A 12,203-nucleotide genomic window follows, 5' to 3' on the forward strand; every position below is an offset into this window, starting at 1 on the left:
GGCGTCATGGGCGCGGCGCCCGCGCCGCCCTCGGCCGGCGCGGAGGCCGCGGCCGGCGCCTGGCGCGGCGTGTCGGCCAGCACCTTGCCGCTCTGGTCGCGCACGTCCACCGTCACGTCCATGGACAGGCCCACGCGCAGCGGGTTGGCCTGCAACTCCTTCGGATCGAGCTCGATGCGCACCGGCACGCGCTGCACCACCTTGATCCAGTTGCCGGTGGCGTTCTGCGCCGGGATCAGCGCGAAGGCCGCGCCCGTGCCCGCCCCCAGCCCCACCACGCGGCCGTGGTACTCGACCTTGCTGCCGTACACGTCGGCCTCCAGCGTCGCGGGCTGGCCGATGCGCAGCTTGCGCAGCTGCACTTCCTTGAAGTTGGCGTCCACCCAGCTCTGGCCCAGCGTCACGACCGACATCAGCGGCGCGCCGGCCTGCACCCGCTGGCCCAGCTGCACGCTGCGGCGGGCGACGTAGCCGTCCACCGGTGCGCTCAGCTCGGTGCGCTGCAGCGCCAGGTGCGCCTCGCGCACGCGCGCCGCGGCGCGCTGCACGTTCGGGTGCTCCTGCACCGGGGTGTTGTCGGTCAGCGCCTGGCTGGCGGCGAGCTGCTCGCGCGCGGCCTGGACGGCGGACTCGGCCGCGGCCAGCGCGCTCTGCGCCGCGCTGCGCTGCGCCAGCACGTGGTTGAACTCCTCGCGCCCCACGGCGCCGCTGGCCAGCAGCGGCTCGCGGCGGCGCACGTCGTCCTGCACGCGTCCCAGCTCGGCACGGGCGCGCTCCACGTCGGCCTGGCGCGCCGCCACCTGCGCCTGCAGCGCGGCGTTGTTGGCGTAGAGGGTGCGCACCTCGCGCACGGTCTGCGCGAGCTGGGCCTGCGCCTGCTCCAGCGTCACGCGGGCGTCGGCCGCGTCCAGGCGCACCAGCGGCTGGCCGGCGCGCACGAAGTCGGTGTCCTGCACCAGCACCGCCTGCACCGTGCCGCCGATCTGCGGCGTGATCTGCACCACGTCGGCCTGCACGTAGGCGTTGTCGGTGTTCTCGTAGCGGCTGGCCACCGCCAGGTGCCAGCCGCCCCAGGCCAGGCCGGCCACCGCCACCACGGCGGCGATCACGGCGAGGCCCTTCTTGCGTTGGCGCAGCCGTTGTTCCTTGGGGTCGCTCATGACTGAAGTCTTTCAGGGTGTTCGGGTTGGGCGGCGCCTTCAGCGCGCCGCCACGGATGCGGTGCCGGCGTCCGGCTGCCAGCCGCCGCCCAGGGCGCGCAGCAGCGCCACCTGGGATTCGAGGCTGCGCGCCTGCAGCTCCGCGGCCAGGCGCCGCTGCGCCAGCAGCGGCCCTTCGGCGCTGAGCACGGTGAGCTGGCTGGACAGCCCCGCGCCGTAGCGCTGCACCGCCAGCCGGTAGGCGGCCTCGGCGCTCTCCTGCGCGGCGGCCTGCTCCACGCGCTGCTGCTGCAGCGACTGCAGCGAGGCCAGCGCATCGGCGGCCTCGCGCACCGCCTCCAGCAGCGCGTTGTTGTAGGCCAGCACCGCGGCATCGAGCTCGGCCTCGCGGCCGTGCAGGTTGGCGCGCAGCCGGCCGGTGTCGAACACCGGCAGCCGGATCGCCGGGCCCACGCCCACCTGGCGGCTGCCGGCGTCGAACAGCCGGTCCAGCCCGATGGCGTTGAGGCCGACGAAGGCCGTGAGGTTGACGTCCGGATAGAACAGCGTGCGCGCGGCCTTCACGTCCTGCAGCGCGGCCTCCACGCGCTCGCGCGCGGCCACGATGTCGGCCCGCCGGCCCAGCAGGTCGGCGCCCAGCACGCCCGGGAGCTGCAGCGGCTGCAGCGCCGCCAGCCGCGCGTCCAGCGAGGCCAGCGCCTGCGGCGGCTGCGCCGTCAGCGCGGCGAGCTGGTTGCGCGCCAGCGCGATCTGCTCGTCCAGCTGCGCGATCTGCAGCCGCGCCTCCGGCAGCCCGCCCTCGCTCTGGCGCAGCTCCACGTTGGTGTCGAGCCCGTTGCGCACGCGCTGGCGCACCAGCTCCAGCAGCGACTCGCGCTGCGCCAGCGTCTGTTGCGCCACTTCGCGCTGCGCCTGCAGCCGCGCCAGCGTCACGTAGGCGCGCGACACCTGCGAGGCCAGCAGCACGCGCGCCGCGGCGGCGTCGGCTTGCGCCGCGCGCTGCGCGCCCAGCGCCGCGGCCAGCTCGGCGCGGTGGCGGCCGAAAAAGTCCAGTTCCCACTGCAGGCCGGCCTGCAGGTTGGCCGTGGTGTAGACGCCGCCGGCCAGCGGCGGCGGGTAGATGCCGTGCTCGCTGAAGCGCTGGCGCGTGGCGTCGAAGCTCACCATGCCGTTGGGCAGCAGCCGCGCCCCGGCGGCCTCGGCCGCGGCGGTGGCCCGGGCGATGCGCGCCTGCGCCGCCTGCAGATTGGGCTGCTCGGCCAGGGCGCGCTCCACCAGCGCATCGAGCTGCGCGTCGTTGAAGCTGCGCCACCAGTCCGGCGCCACGTTCAGCGGCGTGGCGGCGTCGGCCCGCAGCCCGGCGGCCGGGGCCTCCAGCAGCTTCGCCGAGCTGCGGGACGGGCCGGGGCTGGCGCAGCCGGCCAGAACGATCACGGCCGCCAGCGCGGCGGCCCGGAAGACGGCGGATTTCATTCGGAGTCTTCTTCCTGGAGCGGTGCCGCCGGGGCGGCGGCCTGCAACGCTTCGGCGTTGACCAGCATGCGGCGCAGCAGCGACAGCAGCGTCTGCCATTCGTCGTGGCTGAAGCCGGCCAGGTGCTCGTTGAGCACCTGCGACAGCACCCGGGGCACCTCGTCCGCCACTTGCCGGCCGGACTCGGTGAGCGTGACGTTCACCACGCGCCGGTCCTCGGTGCTGCGGCTGCGGCTGACGAAGCCCTTCCTCTCCAGCCGGTCGAGCATGCGCGTGGCCGCGCCCGGATCGACGTTGATGCAGCGCGCCACCTGGGCCACGGTGCCGGCGCCGCCGGCCTTGAGCAGGATGAACAGCGGCATCCACTGCCCATGCGTGAGCCCGTGCGGTGCCAGCCGCGTGTCGGCCTGCTGGGCGATGGACTGCAGCACGCGCCGCATGACGTAGCCCACGCTCTCGTCGGCGCTGTAACTGCCGCCGTAGAAGGCGACGGGGGTGGCGGGAGCGTCAGGTGAACCGGTTTCAGACATGATGGACGCGACAATAATTGCCTAGGCAATCTTTGTCAATGCAAGTACCCAACACCGGCCAGGGTTGGGGAACCCCCCTCCTACACTGCCGGGATGGCCCGCAAACGTTCCAAGACCGCCGATGACGGCCGCCCGCGCGCGCAGCGCGTGGGCGCGCTGGCGTCGCTGAAGCCTTTTCTGAAGCCCTACCGCGGCCGCATCGCGCTGGCCGCGCTGCTGCTGGTGTGCGCCGCGGCGACGACGCTGGTGTTCCCGCTGGCGTTGCGCGGGCTGATCGACCAGGGCCTGCTGCCGGCCGAGCCCGGCGAGCGGGTGATGCTGCTGCGCCAGCATTTCCTGGCGCTGTTCGGCGTGGGAGTGGCGCTGGCGCTGTTCTCGGCCGGGCGCTTCTACATGGTGTCGTGGCTGGGCGAGCGCGTGACGGCGGACCTGCGCAGTGCCGTGTACGCGCGCGTGCTGCGCCAGGCGCCGGCCTTCTTCGAGCACACCGCCACGGGCGAGGTGCTGAGCCGGCTGACCACCGACACCACGCTGGTGCAGACGGTGGTGGGGTCGAGCCTGTCGCTGGGCCTGCGCAACAGCGTGATGGGGCTGGGCGCGCTGGGCATGCTGGTGGTGACCAACCCGCGCGTGATGACGCAGGTGCTGGGCGTGCTGGTGCTGGTGGTGCTGCCCTCGATCTACTTCGGGCGCCGGGTGCGGCGGCTCTCGCGCGCCAGCCAGGACCGCGTGGCCGATAGCAGCGCCATCGCCGCGGAGGTGCTCAACGCCATGCCGGTGGTGCAGTCCTACGGGCAGGAGGGGCGCGAGGCGGCGCGCTTCGCCGAGGCCACCGAGCGCGCCTTCGACACCGCGCGCAACCGCTCGCGGGTGCGCGCCTTCCTGGTGGCCTTCATCATCGCCACCACCTTCGGCGCGCTGCTGTGGGGCCTGTACCAGGGCACGCAGGCCGTGATGGCCGGGCGCATCAGCGCCGGCCACCTGGGGCAGACGGTGGTCTACGTGATCATCCTGGTGGGCAGCGTGGCGGTGCTGTCGGAAGTGCATGGCGATCTGCTGCGCGCGGCCGGCGCCACCGAACGGCTGATGGAGCTGCTGCACGCCGATGCCGCGATCGAGCAAGCCGCTCACCCACGCGCGCTGCCGCCGGCGCGCGGCGGCTCCGAGGTGCAGTTCCACAACGTGCGCTTCAGCTACCCCTCGCGGCCGCAGCAGCCGGCGCTGGAGGGGCTGTCGCTGCACATCCGCCCGGGCGAGACGGTGGCGCTGGTGGGCCCCAGCGGCGCGGGCAAGAGCACGCTGCTGCAGCTGCTGCTGCGCTTCTACGACCCACAGCAGGGGCGCATCACGCTCGACGGCGTGGAGCTGCGCGAAGCGGCGCTGGACGATCTGCGCGCGCGCATCGCGCTGGTGCCGCAGGACAGCGTGGTGTTCGCCGCCAGCGCGCTGGAGAACATCCGCTACGGCCGCCCCGGCGCCAGCGAGGCGGAGGTGGTCGCCGCGGCCAAGGCGGCGCATGCGCACGAGTTCATCAGCGCGCTGCCCGAGGGCTATGGCACCTTCCTGGGCGAGCGCGGGGTGCGGCTGTCGGGTGGGCAGCGCCAGCGCATCAGCATCGCGCGGGCACTGCTGAAGGACCCGCCGCTGCTGCTGCTGGACGAAGCCACCAGCGCGCTGGACGCCGAGAGCGAGCGCATGGTGCAGGCGGCACTCGAAGGCGCCATGCGCGGGCGCACGACAATAGTGATCGCGCACCGACTGGCCACGGTGCAGCGCGCGGACCGCATCGTGGTGCTGGACGGCGGCTGCATCGTGGACGTCGGCACCCACGCCGAGCTGATCCAGCGCGGCGGGCTGTACGCACGGCTGGCGGCCATGCAGTTCGACCTGCGGCCGGCGGCCTGAAGCCGCGTTCCGCATCGGCCTGACCGGGTTCGCCCGGTCGGCCAACCTTCCCGCCCGGGCGTTGTGGGCACACGCACTGCTGACGCGTGAGAGCCAGGCCCCGGGCCTGTCCATGTCCACAAGCCCTCAAGGAGAGCACAAATGAAACAACGCACCCTCTTGCCGATTCTGGGTCTGGTGACCGCCGCGACGATGTTCACGGGCTGCGCCAACATGAGCGAGACCCAGCGCGGCACCGCCATCGGCGCGGGCGCGGGCGCGGCCACCGGCGCCGTCATCGGCCGCGCCACCGGCCACAACAACACCGCGCGCGGTGCCGTGATCGGCGGAGCCCTCGGTGCCATCGCCGGCAACGTCTGGTCGCGCCGCATGGAAGAGAAGCGCGTGGCGATGCAGCAGGCCACGCAGGGCACGGGCATCGAGGTCAGCCGCACGCCCAACGAGGAGCTGCGGGTGAACGTGCCGGCGGACTTCAGCTTCGACGTCGGCCGTGCCGACATCAAGCCGCAGATGCGCCCGGTGCTGGACCAGTTCGCGCGCGGGCTCGACGCCAACCAGGTCGTGCGCGTGGTCGGCCACACCGACAACAGCGGCAGCGACGCCATCAACAACCCGCTGTCGGTCAACCGCGCCAACGCCGTGCGCGACTACCTGGTGATGCGCGGCGTGCCCGCCGCGCGCATCACCACCGAGGGCCGCGGCAGCTACGAGCCGGTGGCCGACAACAGCTCCGACGCCGGGCGCGCGCGCAACCGGCGCGTGGAGCTGTTCCTGCGCGACACGCAGCCGGCGGGCTGATCTGATCAGCCAAGGCGTCATGCGCCACGGCTCTCCGGGCCGTGGCGCCCTGACGACGGGCGGGGGCCGCCGGGGCCCCTACACTGCGCCCCTTTCCAAGCCGCCCACCCCTTGAAGTGAAGAGCTACCTCGAACTCGTCCAGACCGTCCTCGACCAGGGCAGCTGGCAGGACAACCGCACCGGCATCCGCACGCTGAGCCTGCCCGGCGCCGCGCTGCGCTTCGACCTGCAGCAGGGCTTCCCGGCCGTCACCACCAAGAAGCTGGCCTTCAAGACCGCCGTCGGCGAGTTGGTCGGCTTCCTGCGCGCCAGCCGCAACGCCGCCGAGTTCCGCGCCCTGGGCTGCAAGGTCTGGGACCAGAACGCCAACGAGAACCAGGCCTGGCTCGCGAACCCCTACCGCCTGGGCGAGGACGACCTGGGCCCGGTGTACGGCGTGCAGTGGCGCCAGTGGCCGGCCTACAAGCTGCTCGACCCCGGCGCGACCGGGCAGATCGAGGATGCGCTCCAGCGCGGCTACCAGCGCGTCGGCCTGGTGCAGGACGAGGCCGGCGGCACGCCCGGCGTGCTGCTCTACAAGGCGGTGGACCAGCTGCGCCAGTGCCTGGACACCATCGTCAACAACCCCGCGGACCGCCGCATCCTGTTCCACGGCTGGAACTGGGCGCAGATCGAGGAGATGGCGCTGCCGCCCTGCCACCTGCTCTACCAGTTCCTGCCCAACGCCTCGAAACGCGAGATCTCGCTGTGCCTGTACGTGCGCAGCAACGACCTGGGGCTGGGCACCCCCTTCAACCTGGCCGAGGGCGCGGCGCTGCTGCACTTGGTGGGCCGCCTGACGGGCTACACGCCGCGCTGGTTCAGCTACTTCGTGGGCGATGCCCACATCTACGAGAACCACCTCGACATGCTGCGCGAGCAGCTCACGCGCGAGCCGCTGCCGCTGCCGCGCCTGGTGCTCTCCGACCGCATTCCCGACTTCGCCCAGACCGGCCGCTACGAGCCGCAGTGGCTGGAGCAGGTGGAACCCGGCGACTTCGCGCTGGAGGGCTACCGCCACCATCCGCCGCTGACGGCACCAATGGCGGTGTGACGCCGCCGTCACGGCGGCACGGGACGCTGCCCGGCCCGCGGCCCGTGACGAAGGGCGCGCGAAGGCCGAATCGGTGACTGCCTCGACCCGGCATCAGGCCGGCGTCAGCGAGGCGGCCCCTAAAATCCGGCGCCTCTTTCGAGGCGGGCAAGCCCCTGGTGCGTGCCCGCTGCGTCGTGCGCCAAGCCGCTGAGCGTCCAGCGCCCGGCCGCTTGGCGGCTGCTCCGACCCCCTGCCCCACGGCCGCCCGAGCGCGCGCCGTCCTGAGCCGACATGAAGATTTCCCTCGTGGCCGCGATGGCCCGTAACCGCGTGATCGGGCGCGACAACGCCATGCCCTGGCGCCTGCCCGAAGACCTGCAGCATTTCAAGCGCGTGACGCTGGGCGCGCCGGTGGTGATGGGGCGGCTGACCTGGGACTCGCTGCCGCCGCGCTTCCGTCCGCTGCCCGGGCGGCGCAACGTGGTGGTGACGCGCAACCCCGAGTGGCGGGCCGAGGGCGCGGAGGCGGCGAGTTCGCTGGAAGACGCGCTGCGGCGCCTGGCCGGCGAGCCGGTGGTGTACGTCACCGGCGGCGCGCAGCTCTATGCGCAGGCGCTGGAGCGGGCCGACGAGTTGATCCTGACCGAGATCGACCGCGACTTCGAGGGCGACACCCGATTCCCCGAGTTCGACCGCAGCCGCTTCGTCGAGGTGGCGCGCGAGACGCGGCGCGCCGAGGCGCCCAACGACTTCGATTTCGCCTGGGTCACCTACCGGCGCCAGGCCTGATCCCGCCCATCCCGGAGCCATTCAAAGAAGACCCAAGGAGAACGCAGACATGTCCGGCCACCGTTTCCACGTCCACGGTCCGCACGACCACGAGCTCGAACACGCCGCCCACCATGGGCAGAAGGACCCGTTCCAGGGCCGCATTGCCGTGACCACGGCGGTGCTGGCGACGGTGGGCGCGCTCTTCGGCTACATGGGCGGAGCCACGCAGGCCAACGCCACGCTGTTCAAGAACAACGCCGCGATCAAGAAGACCGAGGCGGCGAACCAGTGGAACTACTACCAGGCCAAGAGCAGCAAGCAGAACCTCTCGGAGCTGGCGCTGCAGCTGGTGGCGCAGGAGAAGAAGCCGGAGGTGCTCCAGGAGATCGAGCGCTACAAGAGCGAGAAGGCGGAGATCAAGGAAGGCGCGGAGAAGCTGGAGCACGAGGCCCTGGACTGGGACCGGCAGTCCGAGGAGCAGCTGCACCTGCACCACCGCTGGGCCCAGGCGGCCACGGCGCTGCAGGTGGCCATCGCGATGGCGGCCATCACGCTGCTGACGCGGCGCAAGTGGCTGGAGATCGCCATGTACGGCGTGGCGGGCCTGGGCGGGCTGCTGGGGGTGACGGCAGCGCTGCATCTGTAAGAAGGACAGCGGGCGACTGACAAGCAGTCGCCCTTCCCTTCTGGCACCGCGCTCGGCGCGGCCATCAATGCAAGGTATACGGCCGCAGCGCTTCCGGCGTGCGCATGTCGTCCGGCATCTCGAAGCTCGACAGCGCGGCGCCGCGCATGCATTCCGGGTCCTGCGGCAGGCCGCTGCGGTCGCTGTAGTCGTGCGTGGACTGGGCCTGGCGCGCAGCCTGCGCGCGGGGCACGGCCGTGGCGCAGGCCACGTCCAGCGCGGTGACGCCGGCCACCGCCACCATGGCCGACACCGCCCGCGTGCGCTGCACCTCATCGCCCGTGGCGGCGCGCGTGCCCAGGGTGGCGAGGTCCAGCGCGTCGCCCGCGACGCGGGCCCACAGCCACGGCGTGGGGTTCTTCGACAGCAGCAGCCCCACGCCCACCGCCACCTCGCGCCAGCCGTAGGCCTTCACCAGGGCGTCGCGCCCATGCAGGCCGGTGGCGCGCCCCATGAGCCGCGGCATGAGCACCTCGGCCAGCCCCAGGCCGATGCTGAACCAGCCCAGCCCGCGCGCCAGGCGGCGCGAGGGCAGCATGTGGCCGTCGTCCACCATCGCGTCGTGGCGCCGCTGCGCCGGCGCGTGCGGGCTGTACACGCCGCTGGGGACGCCGCTTTCGGCCAGGGAACTCTGCTGCTGATCCATGACGGGACTCCTTGCTGCTGGGGAATGAAGGCCAGGCTCAGGGCTTGAGCACGACCTTGATGCAGCCATCCTGCTTGTCGCGGAAGGTGGTGTACATCTGCGGCCCTTGCTCCAGCCCGACGGTGTGGGTGATGACGAAGGAGGGGTCGATCTGCCCTTCCTCGATGCGCCTGAGCAAGTCGTCGGCCCAGCGGTTGACGTGGGTCTGGCCGGTGCGCAGCGTGAGGCCCTTGTTCATGAGCGCGCCGAAGGGCACCTTGTCGATGAGCCCGCCGTAGACGCCGGGAATGGAGAGCGTGCCGGCGGGGCGGCAGACGTAGATCATTTCGCGCAGCACGTGGGCGCGGTCGCTCTCCAGCATCAGCGCCTGCTTGGCGCGGTCGTACACGGAGTCGATGGAGCGCGTGGCATGGGCCTCCATGCCCACCGCGTCGATGCACTTCTCGGGGCCCTTGCCCTGGGTGAGTTCCGCGAGGCGCTCGATCACGCTCTCGTTGTCGAAGTCGATGGTGATGGCGCCACCGGCGCGGGCCATGTCCAGGCGCTCGGGTACGTGGTCGATGCACACGACCTGCTTGGCACCCAGCAGCAGCGCGCTGCGGATGGCGAACTGCCCCACGGGCCCGGCGCCCCAGATCGCCACGGTGTCGGTGGGCTGGATGTCGCACTGCACGGCGGCCTGCCAGCCGGTGGGGAAGATGTCCCCGAGGAACAGCACCTGCTCGTCGGTGAGCCCATTGGGCACCTTCACCGGCCCGACGTCGGCGAAGGGCACGCGCACGTACTCGGCCTGCCCGCCGGGGTAGCCGCCGGTGAGGTGCGTGTAGCCGAAGAGGCCGGCGGTGGTGTGGCCGAAGACCTTGTCGGCCACGTCCTTGTTGCGGTTGCTGCGCTCGCAGACGCTGAAGTTGCCACGGCGGCACTGGTCGCACTCGCCGCAGCAGATGGTGAAGGGCACCACCACGCGGTCGCCGACCTTGAGCTTCTTGTTGTCGCGGCCGACCTCCACGACCTCGCCCATGAACTCGTGGCCGACGATGTCGCCCTTCATCATCCCGGGCATGAAGCCGTCGAAGAGGTGCAAATCGGAGCCGCAGATGGCGCAGGAGGTGACCTTGATGATGGCGTCGCGCCCGTCCTCGACCTTCGGATCGGGCACGTTGTCGCAACGGATGTCCTTCTTGCCGTGGTAGCAGAGAGCGCGCATTGCAGTCCTTTCGCGATGGGGCTTCAGCGAGTGCGGACTGGTCGGCAAGGGGCGTTCCTGAGGTGGGGTAGGCTCGCCCCGCTCAATTCCCTATCGCCTCATGAAACTCGCCACCTGGAACGTCAACTCCCTCTCCGTGCGCCTGCCGCAACTGCTGGACTGGCTGCAGGCCAACCCGGTGGACGCCATCGCGCTGCAGGAAACCAAGCTCACCGACGACAAGTTCCCGCACGAGGCGCTGAGCGCCGCCGGCTACCACGCGCAGTGGTTAGGGCAGCGCACCTACAACGGCGTGGCGCTGCTGTCGCGCCAGCCCGCCACGGACGTGCAGCGCAACATCCCCGGCTTCGCCGACGAGCAGGCCCGCGTGATCGCCGCCACCCTGCCTTGCGCCGACGGCCAGCCGCTGCGCTTCATCGGCGCCTACTTCCCCAACGGACAGGCGCCGGGCAGTGAAAAATTCGCCTACAAGATGGCCTGGCTGGAGGCACTGCGCGAGTGGTTGAAGTCGCAACTGGCGGAGTTTCCGCGCCTGGTGCTGGGCGGCGACTTCAACATCGCGCCCGAGGACCGCGACGTGCACGACCCGGTGCTGTGGGCCGGGCAGATCCACTGCACGCCCGAGGAACGGGCGCATTTCCAGGCGCTCTCGGGCCTGGGGCTGGTCGATGCCTTCCGCCTCTTCGACCAGCCACCACGGCTGTGGAGCTGGTGGGACTACCGCAACCTCGCGTTCCGCAAGAACCAGGGCCTGCGCATCGACCACCTCCTGGTGAGCGAGCCCTTGCGCCCACTGGTGCGCGGCTGCCTCATCGACAAGGCCCCGCGCAAGAACGAGCGGCCCAGCGACCACGCGCCGGTGGTGGTGGAGCTGGACTGCTGAGCCCGGCCGGCCGCCGCCACCGCGCGGCCCGCGGGCCGCGCCGCGGGCTCAGCGCCTGAACCCGCCCTCCACCGTGAAGAACTGCGGCTTGAGCCCAGCCAGCGGCTCGCGCAGCTTCTCCACCTCGGCGGCCGGGGCGTGCACCTCCAGCCGCGTGACCTCCGCGATCTTCAGCGCCTCCTGCAGCACCGGGCCGACGTTGTCCAGGTGGTGCAGCAGCGCCTGCGCGTCCACGTAGCCCTCGCGGCAGTGCACGGCGTCGCCGTCGAAGCTGAAGGCGTAGTGCAGGCAACCGGACTCGGTGCGGGTCCTCTCCTCGAACTGCGCGCACAGGCGCTTGAAATCGTCCAGGCGGCCCTCGTGGACCTTGAAGTAGGGCACGAGGGTGCAGCAGGTGTCGGCCATGGCGAAACGTCTCCTGGATGTTGAAGGTTGAACGGCGCGCAACGGCGGCGCCGCCGGGGCATTTTGGGTGCGCCTGACCAACCCATGACTCGGGGACTCCCCCCTGGCAGGAGGCTCCAGGCCACGCCGGCCGGCACGGGAGAACCGGTACTTACAGTGGCCGCGCCGCTTGCTGCGTACGCCCACCGCTTCCCCGCCGCTCCGATGTGCCAAGGCACCTCGCCCGGGAACGGCCCGAAACAGCCCGCTGCCTGGGCCGCCTGCCCCAAGGCCCTGGGTGAAATCCCCCCCGGCCGGCCGTGCGGGGGATCTGGCGCACCGCGCCGGCGAGTGCCGGGAGCCGCACGGCACGCCGGTTGCACCACCGGGGCCCCTGCCGGTGCCCCGCCGGAGCCGGCCTGACCCACGACCACCCGGAAGGCGTCTCAATGAACCTGCAGCAGCTCCAAGGCCTCACCCTGCCCGGCTTCGGCCCCATCGAGGTCTTGCAGGCGGAGGTGGTGGAGGGTTCGGGCCTGGCGTTGCGCGACGGCGCCTGGCGCATTGGCCGGCTGCAGCTGCGGGGCGTCGAGCTGCGCACGCCGGCGCTGGCGCTGCGCGCCGGCCAGATGCTGCTGCGCGGGCTCGGCGTGCGTCTCGGCGCGGCCCGGCCGGACGGCGGCGG

The 12,203-nt window shown here is 72.0% G+C and carries 13 protein-coding genes; 7 read left to right on the forward strand and 6 right to left on the reverse strand.

Annotated elements, in window-relative coordinates:
* From Q0741_RS02845 to Q0741_RS02855, 3 genes are all read right to left on the reverse strand, one after another.
* The coding region (locus tag Q0741_RS02845) for an HlyD family efflux transporter periplasmic adaptor subunit (protein ID WP_298231684.1) at positions 1 to 1,160 on the reverse strand (1,160 nt) is incomplete at its 3' end.
* Positions 1,161 to 1,199: 39 nt separating this feature from the next.
* The gene (locus tag Q0741_RS02850) at positions 1,200 to 2,633 is read right to left on the reverse strand and encodes an efflux transporter outer membrane subunit (protein ID WP_298231685.1); all 1,434 of its coding nucleotides are present in this window, start codon (positions 2,631 to 2,633) and stop codon (positions 1,200 to 1,202) included.
* On the reverse strand, positions 2,630 to 3,163 hold the full coding sequence (locus tag Q0741_RS02855) for a MarR family winged helix-turn-helix transcriptional regulator (protein ID WP_298231686.1): 534 nt from the start codon (positions 3,161 to 3,163) through the stop codon (positions 2,630 to 2,632). The genes Q0741_RS02850 and Q0741_RS02855 overlap by 4 nt, the downstream gene beginning before the upstream one ends.
* 93 nt (positions 3,164 to 3,256) lie before the next feature.
* On the opposite strand from Q0741_RS02855, the gene Q0741_RS02860 reads away from it, so the two are divergent.
* The 5 genes from Q0741_RS02860 (at position 3,257) to Q0741_RS02880 (ending at position 8,359) form a co-directional block, all read left to right on the forward strand.
* On the forward strand, positions 3,257 to 5,068 hold the full coding sequence (locus Q0741_RS02860; protein WP_298231687.1) for an ABC transporter transmembrane domain-containing protein: 1,812 nt from the start codon (positions 3,257 to 3,259) through the stop codon (positions 5,066 to 5,068).
* A gap of 141 nt (positions 5,069 to 5,209) precedes the next feature.
* A complete protein-coding gene (locus Q0741_RS02865) occupies positions 5,210 to 5,866 on the forward strand; it encodes an OmpA family protein (protein WP_298231688.1) in 657 nt (218 codons plus the stop codon).
* A gap of 116 nt (positions 5,867 to 5,982) precedes the next feature.
* Entirely contained in the window at positions 5,983 to 6,960 is a 978-nt protein-coding gene (locus Q0741_RS02870; RefSeq protein WP_298231689.1) for a thymidylate synthase, read from the forward strand.
* A gap of 273 nt (positions 6,961 to 7,233) precedes the next feature.
* A complete protein-coding gene (locus tag Q0741_RS02875; protein ID WP_298231690.1) occupies positions 7,234 to 7,731 on the forward strand; it encodes a dihydrofolate reductase in 498 nt (165 codons plus the stop codon).
* A 49-nt stretch (positions 7,732 to 7,780) separates the two neighbouring features.
* Positions 7,781 to 8,359: a DUF4337 domain-containing protein gene (locus Q0741_RS02880; protein WP_298231691.1), complete on the forward strand. Its 579-nt coding sequence runs from the start codon at positions 7,781 to 7,783 to the stop codon at positions 8,357 to 8,359.
* Between the two features lie 64 nt (positions 8,360 to 8,423).
* Here the strand turns inward: Q0741_RS02880 and Q0741_RS02885 are convergent, their stop codons facing one another.
* On the reverse strand, positions 8,424 to 9,044 hold the full coding sequence (locus tag Q0741_RS02885; protein ID WP_298231692.1) for a hypothetical protein: 621 nt from the start codon (positions 9,042 to 9,044) through the stop codon (positions 8,424 to 8,426).
* 37 nt (positions 9,045 to 9,081) lie between these two features.
* On the reverse strand, positions 9,082 to 10,251 hold the full coding sequence (locus Q0741_RS02890; RefSeq protein WP_298231693.1) for a zinc-dependent alcohol dehydrogenase: 1,170 nt from the start codon (positions 10,249 to 10,251) through the stop codon (positions 9,082 to 9,084).
* A gap of 100 nt (positions 10,252 to 10,351) precedes the next feature.
* Between Q0741_RS02890 and xth the strand changes: the two genes are divergently transcribed.
* The gene (xth, locus tag Q0741_RS02895; RefSeq protein WP_298231694.1) at positions 10,352 to 11,134 is read left to right on the forward strand and encodes an exodeoxyribonuclease III; all 783 of its coding nucleotides are present in this window, start codon (positions 10,352 to 10,354) and stop codon (positions 11,132 to 11,134) included.
* A gap of 48 nt (positions 11,135 to 11,182) precedes the next feature.
* On the opposite strand, the gene Q0741_RS02900 is transcribed toward xth, so the two are convergent.
* The gene (locus tag Q0741_RS02900; protein WP_298231695.1) at positions 11,183 to 11,539 is read right to left on the reverse strand and encodes an antibiotic biosynthesis monooxygenase; all 357 of its coding nucleotides are present in this window, start codon (positions 11,537 to 11,539) and stop codon (positions 11,183 to 11,185) included.
* A 428-nt stretch (positions 11,540 to 11,967) separates the two neighbouring features.
* Between Q0741_RS02900 and Q0741_RS02905 the strand changes: the two genes are divergently transcribed.
* Positions 11,968 to 12,203, forward strand: a 236-nt coding sequence (locus tag Q0741_RS02905) for a hypothetical protein (protein ID WP_298231696.1), incomplete at its 3' end; no start/stop codon positions are given.

This window comes from uncultured Azohydromonas sp., from assembly GCF_937926365.1.
Classification (GTDB): Bacteria; Pseudomonadota; Gammaproteobacteria; order Burkholderiales; family Burkholderiaceae_C; genus Azohydromonas.

Coding starts and splice junctions, on each gene's coding strand:
- Q0741_RS02855 (WP_298231686.1), bottom strand. CDS start 3,163: ATGTCTGAAACCGGTTCACCTGACGCTCCCGCCACCCCCGTCGCCTTC.
- Q0741_RS02860 (WP_298231687.1), top strand. CDS start 3,257: ATGGCCCGCAAACGTTCCAAGACCGCCGATGACGGCCGCCCGCGCGCG.
- Q0741_RS02865 (WP_298231688.1), top strand. CDS start 5,210: ATGAAACAACGCACCCTCTTGCCGATTCTGGGTCTGGTGACCGCCGCG.
- Q0741_RS02885 (WP_298231692.1), bottom strand. CDS start 9,044: ATGGATCAGCAGCAGAGTTCCCTGGCCGAAAGCGGCGTCCCCAGCGGC.
- Q0741_RS02850 (WP_298231685.1), bottom strand. CDS start 2,633: ATGAAATCCGCCGTCTTCCGGGCCGCCGCGCTGGCGGCCGTGATCGTT.
- Q0741_RS02875 (WP_298231690.1), top strand. CDS start 7,234: ATGAAGATTTCCCTCGTGGCCGCGATGGCCCGTAACCGCGTGATCGGG.
- Q0741_RS02890 (WP_298231693.1), bottom strand. CDS start 10,251: ATGCGCGCTCTCTGCTACCACGGCAAGAAGGACATCCGTTGCGACAAC.
- xth (WP_298231694.1), top strand. CDS start 10,352: ATGAAACTCGCCACCTGGAACGTCAACTCCCTCTCCGTGCGCCTGCCG.
- Q0741_RS02880 (WP_298231691.1), top strand. CDS start 7,781: ATGTCCGGCCACCGTTTCCACGTCCACGGTCCGCACGACCACGAGCTC.
- Q0741_RS02900 (WP_298231695.1), bottom strand. CDS start 11,539: ATGGCCGACACCTGCTGCACCCTCGTGCCCTACTTCAAGGTCCACGAG.